Raw genomic sequence first — 15,570 nt, 5'->3', positions numbered from 1 at the left:
CCTACCGGATGTTGATGATGGTCTGCGTCACTTCGTCCGCCGTGGAAATGGTCTGTGCGTTAGCTTGGTAGTTCCGCTGCGCCTGAATCAAGTCCACAAGCTCCTCGGCAAGGTCAACGTTCGAGCTCTCCAGAGCCGCTGACTGAATGGAGCCTAACCGTCCATCCCCCGGCTCACCGAAAACTGGATCGCCAGAGTCATAGCTCTGTGCCCAGTTGTTTTCCCCGAGCTGCTGGAGACCTTGAGGATTCTTGAAATTCGCAATCGCTACCTGCCCCAAAAGTTCAGAGCGACCATTTGTGAAACGGGCAAAGACCACACCGTTCTGAGAAACATCCACACCCGTTAAAGTACCGTTCGGGTAGCCGTCTTGAGTCAGATCGTTCACAGAGTAGGAAGAGCCGTACTGGGTGATCGTTGAGAGATCAAATATGACGTCACCGGGATTCGCCCCCAATCCATCAGGGGAAGTTTCCGTGGCAGTTGTCGGATCGAGCGGCCCGATAGTCGCACCATTAATTGGAGAATACTGCTCGAGATCAAAACTCAACGTCTGCAGCCGTTCCGTGCTTTCCAAGTCGAGATTTCCATTAGAATCGAACGTTATATCGAAAGTCCCTTCGGGGGTAACCGGCGGCTCCGGCGTTGGCGTCATGCCATCTAGCTCAGCATAAACTGTCCACTGCAGCGGATCCTCATTTTTCACGAAGTACAGCGTCATTGTCCTCGCCGCACCCTCAGAGTCATAAACATTCAATGAAGTGGACCAATTATAGCTATCAGGATTAGTGATATCTACTGCATCAAACGCTTCTCCGGTCGCTGGATCTATCGGCTGAGTGGCGCTAGAGCTCAAATTCACGTTCGTCGTAATTCTGGTCGTACCGAGCGCTGCTGACTCCTGGTTCAGTGGCAGCTGTAGATCATTAAGACTCCCTACCGTGAAGCTCTCATCCGCAGTTTGATCGTCTTTCTGCGGATAAACCTGCAGCCGCTGACCTGCGCTATTAACAACGTAACCATCACGATCCACCTGAAACTCGCCTGCACGGCTATAAAGCCTTTCACCACTATCATTCAGAACGAAAAAGCCCTCTCCATTTATCGCAAGATCCAAGGCATTTTCCGTGTACTCGATATTCCCTTGTGAGAATTGCTGCGTCGTCGCGGCCAAACGAACGCCCGACCCGATCGCCGTCTTGCTGATCCCGCCATATGCCTGAGCGAAGATATCCGCGAACTCGGCGCGCGACTCCTTGAATCCGACGGTACCCGTATTCGCGATGTTGTTGCCAGTGACCTCGAGGTCCGCCGCGGCTGCATTCAGCCCACTCAAACCGATGCGAAAAGGCATGATCTCATCTCCAATCTGTCAAAATTCGGCGCCTAATCGGCGTCAGCCAATACGATAGACGTCTGAGAAGCTGACGTTTCCAATCCCCAATACGCTCAGCACCAGCCCGCCCCCTTGCTCATCACTGGTCACGCTCTGAACCTGACCGTCGAGCATCGTCGTGATGGATTCCGTGGTGCCATCGGTTTGAGCCGTCACCTTGATGTCATAGGCCCCAGCGGGCGCCGCGGTTCCGTCCTCGAGCAGCCCATCCCAGGCGAATTCCTGCAATCCAGCAGATAGAGTGCCGAGGTCGATGGATCTCACAGCCTCTCCAGTCGCATTGCAGATACTGACGGAGACGCTGCTAGCCGAGGCGGGTAAGCTGATCGCTCCGCTCACGCCCTGTCCTTCGCTCAGCTCGACCGATTGCGCGGGGACCAAGACATTGTTCCCAACCAATGAGGCAGCCTGTAGCGTCTGATTTTGACTCAGCGTGGTCGAGAGCTCATCGAACGATGCACTGAGCTCCTCGATCCCGGACACAGTCGAGAACTGCGCGAGCTGGGCGACGAAATCCTCGTTCTTCACCGGATCGGTCGGATCTTGGTTCTTCAGCTGGGTAATCATCAGATTCAGAAAATCATCCTGACCCAGCGAATTATCGTTCGTTTCCGTGGTTGCAGATCCGTAGCCCGTAAGGCCAAGACTACTGATCGCATCCGAGTTGAATTGCGTCATCTGTGGCGACCTCAGCTCTGACCGATCTGCAAGGTGCGCTGCAAGAGCTGACGCGAGGTGCTCATCACCTCGACGTTCGCCTCATAGCTGCGAGAAGCCGACATCATGTTGGCCATCTCCTCGACGACGCTGATCGCCGGCCGAAAGACGTATCCCTCTTCGTTGGCCTGCGGGTGATTGGGCTCGTAGGCCGGGAAAGGCTCCGCCTCGGAATCGACGATGCCCGTCACCCGCACCGGCATGGCCGCGCCATCGGGATCTTCCTGATCGAGGACGGTCTGAAACAGGACCTGCTTGGCCTTGTAGGCCTCTTCAGGGGTGGGGGCCGCGGTGCTCGCATTCGCGAGATTCGAGGCAACCGTGTTCAAGCGAACGGATTGCGCCGTCAGCGCCGACGCCGAGGTGTTGAAGAGGCTGAAGAGATCACTCATGACTTCACTCCTTGCGCAGCGCTGCGCGGATGCCGGAAATACGTCGGTTCAGAAATTCGAGGGTACTTTGATAGTGCAAGGCGTTCTCCGCGAAAGCGGCTCGCTCCAGCTGGGGATCGACGGTATTGCCGTCCAATGAAGGCTGCGCCGGAATGCGATATTGCAGATCTGGCTCGAGCGCCGACTGCTGACCGGCGAGCGTCAAGTGATCGGCTTGGGTACGGGCGAGCTCGAGCTGACTGCCCTTGCCTTCGATCCCAGCCAGGGTCTCGCTGAAGTCGAAATCGCGTGACTTGTAATCGGGCGTGTCCGCATTCGCCAGATTGGAGGCAAGCACCTCGGTTCGGCGCGCCTGAAGGGCGACGGAGGCAGGCAGGATTCCAAAGGCTTTGTCGAGTGACAGACTCATGACGCTCAGAGGTGCAAATTCGGCTTGCAGACCGAAATGCACTCCCTATGCCAGGCGTAGGAGCAGTCTCTCGGGCTCGGGTCCGGAAGCGGCGAGGATGTGCGCCGCCTCACAGAACGGGCCGACAGGCTTCTTCAGAGGTGGCGCGGACCGGTTGGGCGCCAAGGAGGAGCGCGACACGGCCTTCGGCGCTGGGGGCGGGATGCGGCCTGAATCTGGCCGATCGAAGATGAGGAGCGTCGCCTGGCGCCTGATCGCGGCGGGGCGCCGCTCCCACCGAGCGGCGCCCCGCTGTGGCTCAGACCGCCGAATCCCTGAGAAGCGGCCTCAGCGGCGCCGGAGCATACTGCCTTGGGGGGTGCGAACGACCTCGAAGGCGTTCGTGTAGGAGCCGACGGCCTCCGAGGCGCCGACGAAGAAATAGCCGCCGGGGTCCATCTGGCGCGCGATGCCGTCAAAAATACGTCGTTTGGTTTCGGCGGAAAAATAGATCAAGACGTTGCGGCAGAAGACGATGTCGAACTTGCCGAGCATAGCGTAGGACTCCATCAGGTTCAGCTTCTGGAAGCGCACGCGCCGCTGGATGTCCGGCTTGATCTTATGCCCCTGCGCGACCGTATCGAAGAACTTCTGACGACGCTCCATGCTCAGTCCGCGCGCAATGGCAAGCCCGTCGTAGAGCCCGTTCCGCGCCTCCGCCAGGACCGTTTCCGAGAGATCTGTCGCCACGATGCTGACAGGGGTCGTCTTAGGCGGAAATGATGCTTCCCACTCCGCGACCGTCATGCTGATGCTGTAGGGCTCCTGACCGCTAGAGCACGCCGCCGACCAGATCTTGATGGGCCGTTTCTTGGCCTCGAGCTCCGGCAGCACGACCTGGCGCAGCAGCTCGAAGGGATAGCCATCACGAAACCAAGAGGTTTCGTTGGTTGTCATGGCATCGATGACACGCGACTTGAGCTTGGGATCTGCGGACTTGCGCAAGGCCCGGAGCAGCTCCTCCACCTTCTGGAAGCCGAACTCCTCGAGCAAACGGGACAATCGGCTCGAGACGAGATACTGACGGTTCTCGCCGAGCACGAGTCCGCAGCATTCGGACAGGAACCGAGCGAACTCCGCGTAATCCTGGGCATCAATCACGGCTAAACCTTCGGATGGATGTTCGCATCACGCCTAATCTGCAAGCCAAACTTCATGTCCCGGTGGGGCGGGACCGCTCATTGCCCGTAGGCGCCGCTGACCTTCCCTTCGCTAGCTGCCGCGCACATGCCTGAGCACGGTCTCTCCGAGCTCGTCTGGATCGAACTTCGCCAAGAAATCGTCGGCACCGGCACGCTTGACCATGTCGATGTTGAACTGGCCGCTCAGCGAAGAATGCAGGATCACCCGCAAATCCTTCAGTTTGCCATTCTCCCTGATCTTGCGCGTGAGAGTATATCCGTCCATGCGCGGCATCTCGATATCGGCAATGATGAGCTCGATGTGCTCGTCCACCATGTCCGCATCGGCCAGCTCCTCGAGATACTCGAGCGCGGCCTTGCCGTCCGAGCGCGATTCGGTTCTGAAGCCCATCTCGGCGATGGCCCGCTCGACCTGCTTGCGCGCGACCAAGGAGTCGTCGACGACCAGAATCCGACGATCGTGCGGAACCCCTTCGGCTTCCTTCTGCACGGCCTCGGAAACGTCGGCGTTGAGCTGATTCACCTGTGCAAAGACACGCTCGACGTCGATGATCTCGACCCAGCGCCCATCGACCTCGGTCACGGCAACCAAATAGCTGTCCTGCTCCGTGCCGCGCGGCGGTGGCTTCACGTTCTCCCAGTTGACGTTGACGATGCGGTCGACCGCTGACACCCAGAAACCCTGCACGGAGCGGTTGAACTCGGTCACGATGACCTTGGCGTCGTCGGTCTCTCTGATCGGAGGCGACGGGAAACCGATCGCCTGCGCCAGATCGATGATCGAGACCGTCTTGCCGCGAATGTTCGCGACACCGCAGACGACGGGGCTAGAGCCGGGAATTTGCCTCAGCTGGGGCTTCGCGATGACCTCGCGGACCTTGAAGACATTGATGCCAAATGCCTGCTGGCTGCCGAGATGGAACAACAGCAGCTCCATCCTGTTCTGGCCCACAAGACGCGTTCTTTGATCGACATCGTCAATAAACTGACTCATCCATCCGCCTCCCGCTCATCGTCGTCACCTGTCGCAAGACGCGCGGCGACCTGCTGTGCTTGCGCCGCGAGCCGCCGGCTCGCGTGCGCCGTGATTGCTTCAACCCGATTCCTCGGCTGAGAGATCGGGCGCGCTATTCGCGTCTTGTGGAGCATCCTCCCCCTGCATCGGCCGCCGTCGCTTGGAGCACTTAAGAGAGGCCCGGATGCAGCCCGCCTCCCCTCGCACGAAGTACCTTTGCAAGATCACCACAAATCGCTTGGGCAATTGTTGACTGGATTGGCATTTCAGGCGGCTCGACGGCTCTGCAGAGTCTAGCAGCTGGCTGCAGAGGGTATCTCGACCGAGGGCCGTCGGCCCTAGATTGGCCCGGGCTCCCGCCGCAAGCGTAGCCAAGCGCAGCGCAGGCTCCTAAGAGAGGGGGATGCGGTGGACTTCGCTCTCGCTCGTCCACCCTACAGGTCAAACTGGCGATCGAGGTCGACCGAGGCGCGCCAGGTGCGACTCGCAAATCGCTTCCGGTCCAGTTCCTGCTTGCCAAATGCCATCACACTCGCAAGGAGGAGACCTCAACCCATGACCCCCGTCCCGCCCCCATGCAGGAAAGGCCGCAAGACGGCCTTGGCGTTGGCGGCCTGCGCCGGACTCGTCCTCACCGTTGCCGCCGCCCACGCCGACGACACGGAGCCGCTGGAGCGCATCCTCGAGAGTGCGCGCAGCTTCCTGACCGAGCGCGTCTCCAGCGACGCCGACACGGAGACCCGCATCGAGCTCGGCCAGCTGGACAGCCGGCTCAAGCTCAGGCGCTGTGCCCATCGGCCGACCGCACAGCTCGCGCCCGGCGGGCGTACCGACGGCAACACCACGGTCAACGTCCGCTGCTCCGAGCCCGTCGGCTGGTCCATCTTCGTACCTGTGCGCATCGAGCGCCACACCGAGGTCGTCGTCGCCGCTCGGCCACTTGGGCGCGCGCAGGTCATCCGAGGGCATGACATCCGACTCGAGCGCAAGGAGACCTCGCGTCTGACGAGCGGCTACTTTTCGGATCCTGCCGCGGTCATCGGACAGGAGGCCAGGCGCAGGCTGGTCCCGGGGCAGGTCCTGACCAGCTCGCACGTCGCACCCCGGCAGCTCGTGAAGCGCGGCCAGGAGGTCACCCTCTATGCCGTGCGGCCGGGACTGACGGTGCGCATGAAGGGCGAAGCACTCGAGGATGGCGCGGAGGGGCAGCGCATCCGCGTGCGCAACCGCTCGTCGAAGCGCATCGTCGAGGGCTTCGTCGAGCCTTCCGGTGCGGTCAGAGTGGTCTTGTGATCCCGGGTTGAGCGGAGACACGGCGATCTCCAAGTTTGCCCTACAGTTCTTCGGCGCGCGGCCGTTAAGGTAGGCAAACCAATCAACCCTGGATCGAACAGAACCATGGATATCAAGACGCTGATTGGCTCGACGATGCGCGCCGACGGAGGGGCTTCCGGTGCCAAGCCGCGCGGTACGCCGGATGCCGGCGAGCGACCAGCGGCCCAGTCCGGAGCCCAGCCGAGCGAGTCGGTCACCCTGACGGAGGCTGCCCAGAGCATGAAGGCTGCGCAGGAGAGTGCCGGTGCCGTTCCCTTCGACGACGCCAAGGTCGCGGAGATCAAGGCCGCCATCTCCGAAGGGCGCTATCCGATCGACAACGAGCGTGTCGCCGACAGAATGCTAAGCTACGAGAGGCTGCTCGCCTAACCGGCGCAAAGACGGCTGAGCCGGTTCTCGGCAGAATCAACGCAGATCTGAGAGCAAGAAGGCTTATGGGTCGACTTGAGCAATTCGCAGACTCGCTGAGTCGTTCGGTCACGCTGATCCACCAGCTCGAAGAGAGCATGCTGGAGGAGCTGCGTGCGATCGAGTCTCGGGCACCCGATCAGCTGCAGACGATCGTCGCCGAAAAACTCGCGCTCGTGGACCAGCTGGAGCAGGAGACGGCCCGGCAAAAGCAGTGGGTCGAGCTCGAGGGTCGGAGCTTCACGCCCGAAGGCATCGACGCCTTCATCGCGGCCTTGGACCCCAGCGAAGCACTTCGCGGGCCTTGGACCAAGCTCCGCGCCGGCATCGAGCGCTGCGACAAGCTCAATAAGAAGAACGCTCGCCTCGTCGAGCGCGAGCAGAAGCGTGTCGCCATGTCGCTTCGCATCCTCAAGGGCGAGGACAACGCTTCGTCCACCTATGACCTCAAGGGCCGACCGCAAACCGGTCGCATTCAGGGCCGCACCATCAGTCAGGCGTGAGCGCCCAATGCAGCCGCCGGAGCCGCTTGGCACCGAAGCGCACCCTGGATTTTCGCCTGCATCGCGCTCACTTCTGGCGGCATGAAAGTGATGGGTCCCAGCACGGCGACAACCGCCCGCCCTGCCCTTTCACCGCCTATGCTTTCAACCTAGACCCGGCGGTTGGACGGCCTCCAGGGTGCGTCCAGCGTGGTGTCTGGCAAGGCGCAACGAGGCGTCGTCGTGGTTCTACGACGGAATCTTTCTCAAGAGAGAATCCGCTGCAACGCAGCCAGGCGCCGCGCGGGGCGTGCACTGGAGGCCGTAGCGGGCCTCACCCGGCGGGTGAGCCAGCAGCAGACCCAGATCTTAAAAGCGATCAAGGCGTTACATGAAGCACGAAGCCGTCAACCGCCGGATCACCGGTCGCCGAATGATTGTGCGGCAGCCTGAGCGACCTTGGAGGGCCGACGCCGACTTGCCGGCGAATCGGATCCTCGCGACCAGGTCTTCCGCAGATCGCACAAGTCCGGCAATCGCTATGCGCCAGAAGATCCCGCATCGAAGGGGGGGGTGAGAAGCTTGACTCAGACAACCACGCACGACCAGGGCAGAGTCGGAAGCCACAGCGATTTCGAGAATTACGACCTCGTGTCCGACACCAAGCGGATCGCCTCCGCGCTCGCCGAGATCAACCGTCAGCTCATTCTCGTCAGCGTGCGCCTGGATGCCGATGGCCCCCTTTACGACTCACGAATTCTCGAGTTTGACACTGCAAGCCAAAGCCTCTTGCTCGAAGCGCTGACCCCGTCGGAAGGAGAGATTCGGCTTCGACCGGAGCAGGATCTCTACGTTTACGCCACCATGCGAGGGATTGCCATCCGCTTCACGACAGCGGTCGAAAGGGTCGAGACGACCGAAGCCGGCGACCACTATGTCTGCGCGGTTCCGGAGCAGATGCTCTACCTGCAAAGACGCGACATCTTCCGTGTCCCGCTGCCTCGGCACGACCACCGGACGGTGGCTATCCGCGCTGAGGATGCCAGTCGAGAAATCGTCGCCCGCTTGAAGGATCTCTCCATCAAGGGGTTCTGCCTCGAGATTCCGGTCTCTGAAGTCAATCAGCGTCAGCTGGGGTCGACCTTCCATTATCAGGGGATGAATCTCCCCGAGACGAGGACGGCGCTCGCGGGCAGGACGACGCTGATCAATCTCAGGCCATCGCCCAACCCCGGCTATCTATCGGCTGGCTTTGCCATCACCGACCTGGACCCGCAAACCGAGCGATCGCTCATGCGAGCGGCACTCTATTTCCAGCGCGAATCGCGCAAGCTGAGCAAGGAAGCGGACGGAATCGCGCCAGACCCTTGATCCTGAAAAGAGCTGTTGAACCGCAAAGCGAACCAAGCGCGCGAAGGATTTCAATGCGTTGCGGAGTGGATCTTGCTCACCCAGCGGGTGAAGGAGCTGCATCGACCAAGCCTTTGTTTTTTGGGCGTCCTTTGCGCCTTTGCAGTTCAAATTGCCGAATCTGGGTCAATGCCGAGCCCTATCGTCGCCCGAATGGAGACAATGGTTGCCGGCTGGCCGCCTTTTCTAGGATCACGCCTCCCGTGATATGACCAATCCCTTATCCGGTAGCCCCCCGCCGCCATCCGGCAACCTTGCCGGCACGCCTGCGCAAGTGCCGTCGAGGAGCGAGCTGCGCGCGCAGCCGCTGCAGGGCCTGCGTATCGGCGCTCAAGTTCAGGTCGTTTCCGCCCGGTCGGTCGGCCAGGATATGCTCGAGGTCCAGCTCCGTACCGCGGACGCCAACAAGAGCCAGGGCCTGACGGTGCGCGCCCAGCTCGTCGACACCGGACCGGGCCAGCTCCCCCGACTGCTCGGCGACGGCGCAGTCGCAGGGACATCGGGCGGCCCCACCACGCAAGGCCCGCTGCGTGCCGAAGTCGTCGCCGTCTCCCCAAGACTGACTCTGAAGCTCATTGGACCGACCGATGGAGCGCCTTCGGCGGCCGGTCGCGAATCACCCGTCCTGGAATCACGCGCCTGGGTCGGCCAGCAGCTCCGGCAGCATTGGCCAGGGGCGCAGCCCCTGACATCGACCCTGGAGTCGATCACCACACGCCTGACGGAGCCGAACGACCTCGCCCGCGCGCTCCAGGCGAGCGATCCCGCGGTGCGTGCCGCGGTCCAGCAAGCCCTCGAGCGCATGATCTCCCAGATCTCGACACCCCAGGACCTCACGAACGCCAAGCAGCTCTCGTCGACGCTCGCGGGCTCTGGCATCTGGCTCGAAGCCGCGCTAGCCCAGCTGGCCGCTGGCCAAAGCGCGAGCAGAGACCCGCAAACCGACCTCAAGGCACAGCTCCTCACGCTGGCGCAACGTCTTCGCACCGCAATCTCAACCATGCCGCGCACGGGCGGCGATGTCTCCCTCCCGCAATACGCGCGCGCAACCGGCCCGGCCCAAACGAGTCCCGCCCCTGCCACAGCGGCATCGCTGCCGCCTGGCGCTCCTAGAGCAGTTGCCTCTGATGCACCAGCCCGAGCATCGGAAGCACCACTGCGTGGATCGGAGCAGCTCCCCGCGCGCGGCCAAGGTCAGCCTAGCGCGGCGCTCCCGCAAGCCCAGACCGCAACTGCCCGAGCCAGTCAATCTCAAGTCGTGACAGCCGCCAGCCGTGCCGAGCTCATTTATCACGCCGCCGGCGTGAGCGAGACGCCCTCCGGAAAGCGACCTTCCTGGGCCTCGGAGCCCGCCAACCGTGCCGCGGCGGATCCCCAAGGCGCTCAATTGACGACGCCGGGCGACCGGGAGGTGAGAGGGCTTGTCAGGGAGGTCGACGGCATGCTCAAGCAGATCGTGACGAGTCAGCTCAAGGCCCTGGACCAGCCTCAGGGGCAGCTGCACTGGGCGCTCGAGATCCCCTTCAAGACACCCAGCGGCCTGATCGCTTTGGAGACGGACATTCGGCGAGAGTCGAGCTCGGGGAATCCCGGCGAGGACGCCTGGAGCATGCGACTCAACCTCGATCTGCCTCATCTCGGCCCCCTGACGATCAAGCTCAGCTTGCGCTCCGACCGCCTGAGCGCGAGCCTGCAGGCGGAGCATCAGCTCGGCGCCGAAACGCTCACGGAGAACCTGCCCAAGCTGCGCGCCCAGCTCGAGTCGCGCGACATCGCGGTCGCGGCCTTGCACGCGGGCCAGAGACCCCAGGAGCGATCGGAGCAGCCCTTCGAAGCCCCCTTGATCAGTGAAGAGGCGTGACGTTTGAAAAAGCTACCAGCAGCCAGCCACCAGCTTGAAGCTTTTTTGGAGCTGATTTCAGTCGTGCCACCTGAAAAGAGCCGTTGAACCGCTAAGGGCACAAAGAGCGCAAAGGATCTCAATGCGTTACGAAGGCGCTTTCGCCAACCCAGCGGATGAAAGCCGCTCGTCCGCCAAGCCTTTGGTTTTCTTGGCGCTCTGCGCGCCTTTGCGGTTCGGGCTGCGGATTCTTGGACCGCATCTCCGATGAGCGATCGGGGACAGCAGCCGCCCAGCGCCAAGGCGGTCGCCCTGCACTGGGACGGAGAGCAGGCGCCGCGCATCACGGCGTCCGGCGTGGGGCTCACCGCCCAGCAGATCCTAGCGATCGCCGAGGAGCATGGCGTTCCTCTCCAACAAGACCCGGTCCTGGTTGAGGCACTCGCCCAAATCCCCGTCGGCGAGGAGATTCCGCGCAAGCTCTATGTGGCCGTCGCCGAGATTCTGGCGTTCGTCTTCGCGCTCGAGGGAATCGACCCAAGACCGCAGGAATACATTCCTGCCGATGAGGAGGGGACATCTCACAGCGGTCCGGAAGAGGAGATGGAGGAGGCCGACTCGGACTCGGTGGATCTCAGTCCCGAGGCTGGGATCCGCCGCCTCGACCATGGAGACTGAAGAGCAGATCGACCTCCGACTGGGTCAGGGCGCAGAGCTTCTTGACTTCGTCACGGCGCTTACCTTGGCGGATCAGCGCGATGGCCTGGCTGTAGAGGCCCTCCTCCACGTCGCGCAGACGCAGCTCGCTCTGCTGATCCGCAAGGCGCTCGAGCGCACGCGCGACATTGCCCTGAAGCTGTCCATGCTTGATGACGTCTTCGGCAATCACCTTCATGGCACCGTACAGAGCAAGCAGCGAAGTGCTCTGGCGCTGCTGCTCGCTGCGGATCTCTTTCAGCTCCGACCTCAGCCTCGCATTCGAGCGCAAGGCGCGCGCCATCACCAAGATGGTCCCGAAAAGCACCAGGGAGAGTAGGATGAAGGCAATCCAAAGCGGATCGAGCACGACCCGGCTGAGAAAGGCATCCGTGGTCATGATGGCGCGCCCGCTGGAGGCCGATGGTGCGACAGCGCGCGCGCCTCAGGCATAGTCATCGATGATACCGCGACGCCGTTTCCCGCCAGACTTGGACTTGAGCGACGCACCTGGCTTGGGCTTGAGCGTGGATTGCCCGGATGACGCGCGCCGGTCTCCCGCACGGCGATCATCCCCGCGCCGATCGCCCTTTCTGCGATCCAGCGTACGGCGATCATCCGACAAGCGGCCGCCTTGGCGACGGTCTTCCGAACGTCGCTCGTCCGCCCGTCTCTCCTTCTGACGGCGCTCACCCTTGCGCCGCTCGCCTTGACGGCGCTCTTCCTGCTGTTGCCCTCGGCGCACCACCCAGGTTCGCTGATGATCCAAGGCGCGCTCTTGCTCTTCGGCAAGCGCCCGGGATGGCGTCTGCGCATGCACTGGGGGCAGATTCTTGATCGGCTCACTCATGGACTCCTCCTGGACCTCGCGTGCCCAGTCAGTGCCAAGTCGCTCGGCAGCGCCTCGCGTCGAGCCGATCGAGCCCTCGAGCTCGGGCTAGATGTCGCGGAGCGCCGCCCACTCCTCATCGGACAGTAGCTTATTCAGATCGATCAAGATCGTCAGCCCCTCATCCGTGCTAGTGACGCCAAGAATGAAACGGCTCGTCTGGTCGTTGCCGACGGCCGGGGCCGGATCCACGGCGTCCGGCGAGATCTGCACGACTTCGGCGACAGAGTCGACGAGGATCCCCACATTCTGCTGCCCGGCGTCGATGACCACGATCCTGGAGGCGTCGTCCGGCTCGCGCGAGGGCAGCGACATGCGCCGACGCCCGTCGATGACGGTCACCACGTCACCGCGCAGGTTGATGATACCCAAGATGTAGTCGGGAACGCCCGGCACCGGAGCGATCTCCGTCATCTTCAGGACCTCCTGCACCTGCAGGACGTCGATGGCATAGGTCTCGTCGGCCAGGCTGAAGGTCACATAGGCGGACGAGGTGCCTCGATTGGTATCCTGTGCCTCTTGTGTGGTCATGGTGTCCTCACAGATCGATGTGAAAGGCTATGTGCCCTTGGCGGGACGCGCGCCCGAGAAGCCGCGCATCCACTCAATGACTGAAGTGCGGGCCTTGGCCCGCGAATTCCCTACTGCAGCTGCCCGAGCTCGGCCTCGTAGTCTGTCCTGAGACGCTCTGGTCCATCGTCCGACCGCACCCGCGACCCTGTCACTTGCGGCAGCACGATCACCTCGACACGCCGGTTCTGGCCACGCCCGGTCTCGGTTGCATTGGATGCCAGCGGCTTGAACTCGCCGTAGCCGATGGCGACCATGTGCCCAGGATCGACCCCATTCTGCGCGAACAGATTGACCACGGTGGCCGCGCGCCCCGAGGACAGCTCCCAATTCGACGGATAGATGGTGTTGCGGATCGGCAGATTGTCCGTGTGGCCTTCGACGTGGATACGAACGTCACGCTTGGAGAGGATGCGCGCAACGTCCGCCAGGGCCGGACGCGCCGCACCCTCCAGCGTCGCCGAGCCGCTGGAGAACAGCAGCTTGGTGTTGATATTGATCTCGAGCCAATAGGGCTTGCGCGTGACCTGGATATCGCCGTTCTCCATCAGCGGCTCCATCGCCGCTTCGACCTCCTCCGACATCTCTTTGATCTCTCGGAGAATGTGATCGCGGTTGTCGTCGCTCGCCGCGTCCAGCACGGACTCCATGGCAACGTCCGTCGGCGACAGCGGCTCGACCGGCTTGTCCTGCTCGTCGCCCGCGGAGGCGCCGCCGCTTTGGAGCTCCACCGCCGCCAGGGACCGATGCACGTCGTCGCTGAGGAGATTGAGCGCCAGGCTCGGCTCGCCGATCTGGATCGGCTCAACGGGAACCCTGGCGCCGAAGGCCTCGACCAACGAATTGGACAGCACCCGATACTTGCCCGCATCCACGACGGAGACGGCATACATGACGACGAAGAAGGCCATGAGCAGGGTCACGAGGTCGCCATAGGGAATGGCCCAAGCCTCGTGATTGGTGTGCTCCTCATGCCGCTTCTTGCGTGCCATGCCTAAACATCAATCCTGGATGAAGCCGGACAGCTTGTTCTCGATATTGCGCGGGTTCTCGCCTTCGGCAATGGAGATCAGTCCCTCGAGGAGCATGGTCTCGTAGTTGACGCGGGCTTGAATCACGCCCTTCAGCTTGTTCGCAACGGGGAGAAAGAAGAGATTTGCCATGCCAACCCCGTAGATGGTCGCGACGAAGGCTGCGGCGATGCCATGGCCCAGCTTCGCCGGGTCGGCCAGGTTCTGCATCACCGCCATGAGGCCCATGACGGCCCCGATGATGCCCAGCGTCGGGGAGTAGATGCCCATGCTCTCGAATACCTTGGCGCCCTGCAGATCGAATAGCTCGCGGTTGTCCAGGTCGGCCTCCAGGATCTGCCGCAGCGCCTGCGGCTCCGCGCCGTCGACCAGGAGCTGCAGGCCCTTGCGCACGAAAGGGTCCGGCTCTTCGTCGGAGATGGTCTCGAGTCCCAGCAGGCCTTCCTTGCGCGAGAGGTGAGACCACTCGACAAGCCGCTCGATCATGTCTTCCACGTCGAGACGCGGCGGCATGAAGACCCAGGGAAAGATCTTCAGGCCGCGAAGAAAGACCGGCGTCCGCGCTTGAACCAAAGCAGCACCCATCGTGCCAACCACCACGATGAGAAAGGCGGCCAGGTTCCAAAGGGCCTCGAGCGAGCTGCCCTTGGCCAAGGCGCCGCCCAGGATGGCGACCAGGCCAAGAAGGATTCCGACGATGCTCAGGACATCCATTTCAGCAAAGCTCTTTGACCAAAGCCGGTCCGACCTCCTTCAGCGCAAAGACATGATCGGCGATTCCCGCCTCGATCACTGCGGCAGGCATCCCAAAAACGACAGAGCTGGCGGCATCTTGCGCCCAGACGTGCGCACCCTGCGCCTTCAGGGCGCGGGCGCCGTCGCGGCCGTCGGCACCCATCCCGGTCAGCACCACAGCGAGCACCTGAGCACGCAACGCCCCGACGGCGGAGCTGAAGGTCATGTCGACGCTCGGCTTATAGATGGTGCCTGGCGGGCTGCCTTCGATGCGGATCCGCGCCTGAGCGCCGCCCGCGAGCACGAGCTGCTGCCCGCCGGGTGCGAGATAGGCCCAGCCCGGCTTGAGCTCGTCACCATCGGCCGCCTCCTTGACCGCGATCCGACAGAGACCGTTCAAACGCTCGGCAAAGGCCGGGGTGAAGCTGGCGGGCATGTGCTGGATGAGCACGATCGGCAGCGGAAACTCCTTGGGCAGCACCTTGAGCACTTCCTGCAAGGCGACCGGGCCACCGGTCGAGGTCCCGATGAGGACGGCGCGCAGGGAGCGCACCGGCGTGCCGCTCTTGGGAGCCAAGCGCACGGCCTGGGCAGCCGGCCGTGGCGTCTTGGTGTCGCTGCCCGGACCGCGCTCGACCTGAGGCGCGGGGGCATGGCGCTGCACTCTCGTCCGCCCGAGCGCGCGAACGCGGCGGCGCAGCAGAATCTTCGCGGAATCCTCATCCTTCGCCATGTCGCTGAAGCGCTTGGGCAGGAAGTCCATCGCGCCGGCATCCAAGGCATCGAGCGTCGCCTTGGCGCCCTCCGTGGTCAGCGTCGAGAACATGAGAATCGGCCGCGGGGACTCGGCCATGATGCGCCGCACCGCGGTGATGCCGTCCATGACCGGCATTTCGATATCCATGGTGACGACATCCGGATTCAGACGCTTGACGACCTCGATCGCCTCTTGCCCGTTCGCCGCCGTGCCCACGACCTCGATGCCGATGTCCGCGCTCAGGATCTCGACGATACGACGCCGGAAGAAGCCGGAATCATCGACAACTACGACGCGCAAGGCCATG

The 15,570-nt window shown here is 62.7% G+C and carries 18 protein-coding genes; 6 read left to right on the top strand and 12 right to left on the bottom strand.

Features of this window, described 5'->3' with window-relative positions; all coding sequences use genetic code 11:
* Window position 1: 1 nt before the first annotated feature.
* From flgE to G3446_RS01225, 6 genes are all read right to left on the bottom strand, one after another.
* Complete coding sequence (gene flgE / locus G3446_RS01250; protein WP_164450570.1) at window positions 2–1,354, bottom strand: flagellar hook protein FlgE; 1,353 nt, start codon at window positions 1,352–1,354, stop codon at window positions 2–4.
* A gap of 42 nt (window positions 1,355–1,396) precedes the next feature.
* Window positions 1,397–2,074, bottom strand: a complete 678-nt coding sequence (locus G3446_RS01245) for a flagellar hook assembly protein FlgD (protein ID WP_164450569.1) — start codon at window positions 2,072–2,074, stop codon at window positions 1,397–1,399.
* Window positions 2,075–2,085: 11 nt separating this feature from the next.
* Entirely contained in the window at window positions 2,086–2,505 is a 420-nt protein-coding gene (gene flgC, locus G3446_RS01240; RefSeq protein WP_164450568.1) for a flagellar basal body rod protein FlgC, read from the bottom strand.
* A 4-nt stretch (window positions 2,506–2,509) separates the two neighbouring features.
* Entirely contained in the window at window positions 2,510–2,914 is a 405-nt protein-coding gene (gene flgB / locus G3446_RS01235) for a flagellar basal body rod protein FlgB (protein WP_164450567.1), read from the bottom strand.
* A gap of 327 nt (window positions 2,915–3,241) precedes the next feature.
* Window positions 3,242–4,054 (bottom strand): CheR family methyltransferase, encoded by an 813-nt coding sequence (locus G3446_RS01230; RefSeq protein WP_164450566.1) that lies wholly within the window; start codon window positions 4,052–4,054, stop codon window positions 3,242–3,244.
* 111 nt (window positions 4,055–4,165) lie between these two features.
* On the bottom strand, window positions 4,166–5,089 hold the full coding sequence (locus G3446_RS01225; protein ID WP_164450565.1) for a chemotaxis protein: 924 nt from the start codon (window positions 5,087–5,089) through the stop codon (window positions 4,166–4,168).
* A gap of 576 nt (window positions 5,090–5,665) precedes the next feature.
* Here G3446_RS01225 and flgA point away from each other — a divergent pair.
* From flgA to G3446_RS01195, 6 genes are all read left to right on the top strand, one after another.
* Window positions 5,666–6,403 (top strand): flagellar basal body P-ring formation chaperone FlgA, encoded by a 738-nt coding sequence (gene flgA, locus G3446_RS01220; protein ID WP_164450564.1) that lies wholly within the window; start codon window positions 5,666–5,668, stop codon window positions 6,401–6,403.
* 105 nt (window positions 6,404–6,508) lie between these two features.
* Window positions 6,509–6,814, top strand: a complete 306-nt coding sequence (gene flgM, locus G3446_RS01215; protein ID WP_164450563.1) for a flagellar biosynthesis anti-sigma factor FlgM — start codon at window positions 6,509–6,511, stop codon at window positions 6,812–6,814.
* Window positions 6,815–6,879: 65 nt separating this feature from the next.
* Complete coding sequence (locus tag G3446_RS01210; protein ID WP_164450562.1) at window positions 6,880–7,356, top strand: flagella synthesis protein FlgN; 477 nt, start codon at window positions 6,880–6,882, stop codon at window positions 7,354–7,356.
* 561 nt (window positions 7,357–7,917) lie between these two features.
* Window positions 7,918–8,706 (top strand): flagellar brake protein, encoded by a 789-nt coding sequence (locus tag G3446_RS01205; RefSeq protein ID WP_164450561.1) that lies wholly within the window; start codon window positions 7,918–7,920, stop codon window positions 8,704–8,706.
* Between the two features lie 247 nt (window positions 8,707–8,953).
* Entirely contained in the window at window positions 8,954–10,606 is a 1,653-nt protein-coding gene (locus G3446_RS01200) for a flagellar hook-length control protein FliK (protein ID WP_164450560.1), read from the top strand.
* 246 nt (window positions 10,607–10,852) lie between these two features.
* Window positions 10,853–11,263, top strand: coding sequence for an EscU/YscU/HrcU family type III secretion system export apparatus switch protein (locus tag G3446_RS01195; protein ID WP_164450559.1), 411 nt, complete (start codon window positions 10,853–10,855; stop codon window positions 11,261–11,263).
* On the opposite strand, the gene G3446_RS01190 is transcribed toward G3446_RS01195, so the two are convergent.
* The 6 genes from G3446_RS01190 to G3446_RS01165 form a co-directional block, all read right to left on the bottom strand.
* Entirely contained in the window at window positions 11,220–11,681 is a 462-nt protein-coding gene (locus G3446_RS01190) for a DUF2802 domain-containing protein (RefSeq protein ID WP_164450558.1), read from the bottom strand. The two genes, G3446_RS01195 and G3446_RS01190, sit on opposite strands and share 44 nt — an antisense overlap.
* Window positions 11,682–11,726: 45 nt before the next feature.
* Entirely contained in the window at window positions 11,727–12,131 is a 405-nt protein-coding gene (locus G3446_RS01185; protein WP_164450557.1) for a hypothetical protein, read from the bottom strand.
* 87 nt (window positions 12,132–12,218) lie between these two features.
* Window positions 12,219–12,701: a chemotaxis protein CheW gene (locus G3446_RS01180; protein WP_164450556.1), complete on the bottom strand. Its 483-nt coding sequence runs from the start codon at window positions 12,699–12,701 to the stop codon at window positions 12,219–12,221.
* A 110-nt stretch (window positions 12,702–12,811) separates the two neighbouring features.
* Window positions 12,812–13,732, bottom strand: a complete 921-nt coding sequence (gene motD / locus G3446_RS01175; protein WP_164450555.1) for a flagellar motor protein MotD — start codon at window positions 13,730–13,732, stop codon at window positions 12,812–12,814.
* A gap of 9 nt (window positions 13,733–13,741) precedes the next feature.
* Window positions 13,742–14,485 carry a flagellar motor protein gene (locus G3446_RS01170; RefSeq protein WP_164450554.1) on the bottom strand — a complete coding sequence of 248 codons (744 nt, stop codon included), beginning with the start codon at window positions 14,483–14,485 and terminating at the stop codon, window positions 13,742–13,744.
* A 1-nt stretch (window position 14,486) separates the two neighbouring features.
* Complete coding sequence (locus tag G3446_RS01165; protein WP_164450553.1) at window positions 14,487–15,569, bottom strand: protein-glutamate methylesterase/protein-glutamine glutaminase; 1,083 nt, start codon at window positions 15,567–15,569, stop codon at window positions 14,487–14,489.
* Window position 15,570: the final 1 nt, after the last annotated feature.

This window comes from Thiorhodococcus minor (genome assembly GCF_010820565.1).
Lineage (GTDB): Bacteria > Pseudomonadota > Gammaproteobacteria > Chromatiales > Chromatiaceae > Thiorhodococcus > Thiorhodococcus minor.
The sequence above is the reverse complement of the archived record's forward strand: the minus strand, read 5'-3'. Positions and strand labels throughout refer to the sequence as shown.

What these genes read in the sequence shown, in the direction of transcription:
- flgE (WP_164450570.1), bottom strand. Translation starts at nt 1,354, where the DNA reads ATGCCTTTTCGCATCGGTTTGAGTGGGCTGAATGCAGCCGCGGCGGAC.
- G3446_RS01245 (WP_164450569.1), bottom strand. Translation starts at nt 2,074, where the DNA reads ATGACGCAATTCAACTCGGATGCGATCAGTAGTCTTGGCCTTACGGGC.
- flgC (WP_164450568.1), bottom strand. Translation starts at nt 2,505, where the DNA reads ATGAGTGATCTCTTCAGCCTCTTCAACACCTCGGCGTCGGCGCTGACG.
- flgB (WP_164450567.1), bottom strand. Translation starts at nt 2,914, where the DNA reads ATGAGTCTGTCACTCGACAAAGCCTTTGGAATCCTGCCTGCCTCCGTC.
- G3446_RS01225 (WP_164450565.1), bottom strand. Translation starts at nt 5,089, where the DNA reads ATGAGTCAGTTTATTGACGATGTCGATCAAAGAACGCGTCTTGTGGGC.
- flgA (WP_164450564.1), top strand. Translation starts at nt 5,666, where the DNA reads ATGACCCCCGTCCCGCCCCCATGCAGGAAAGGCCGCAAGACGGCCTTG.
- flgM (WP_164450563.1), top strand. Translation starts at nt 6,509, where the DNA reads ATGGATATCAAGACGCTGATTGGCTCGACGATGCGCGCCGACGGAGGG.
- G3446_RS01210 (WP_164450562.1), top strand. Translation starts at nt 6,880, where the DNA reads ATGGGTCGACTTGAGCAATTCGCAGACTCGCTGAGTCGTTCGGTCACG.
- G3446_RS01200 (WP_164450560.1), top strand. Translation starts at nt 8,954, where the DNA reads ATGACCAATCCCTTATCCGGTAGCCCCCCGCCGCCATCCGGCAACCTT.
- G3446_RS01195 (WP_164450559.1), top strand. Translation starts at nt 10,853, where the DNA reads ATGAGCGATCGGGGACAGCAGCCGCCCAGCGCCAAGGCGGTCGCCCTG.
- G3446_RS01190 (WP_164450558.1), bottom strand. Translation starts at nt 11,681, where the DNA reads ATGACCACGGATGCCTTTCTCAGCCGGGTCGTGCTCGATCCGCTTTGG.
- G3446_RS01185 (WP_164450557.1), bottom strand. Translation starts at nt 12,131, where the DNA reads ATGAGTGAGCCGATCAAGAATCTGCCCCCAGTGCATGCGCAGACGCCA.
- G3446_RS01180 (WP_164450556.1), bottom strand. Translation starts at nt 12,701, where the DNA reads ATGACCACACAAGAGGCACAGGATACCAATCGAGGCACCTCGTCCGCC.
- motD (WP_164450555.1), bottom strand. Translation starts at nt 13,732, where the DNA reads ATGGCACGCAAGAAGCGGCATGAGGAGCACACCAATCACGAGGCTTGG.
- G3446_RS01170 (WP_164450554.1), bottom strand. Translation starts at nt 14,485, where the DNA reads ATGGATGTCCTGAGCATCGTCGGAATCCTTCTTGGCCTGGTCGCCATC.
- G3446_RS01165 (WP_164450553.1), bottom strand. Translation starts at nt 15,569, where the DNA reads ATGGCCTTGCGCGTCGTAGTTGTCGATGATTCCGGCTTCTTCCGGCGT.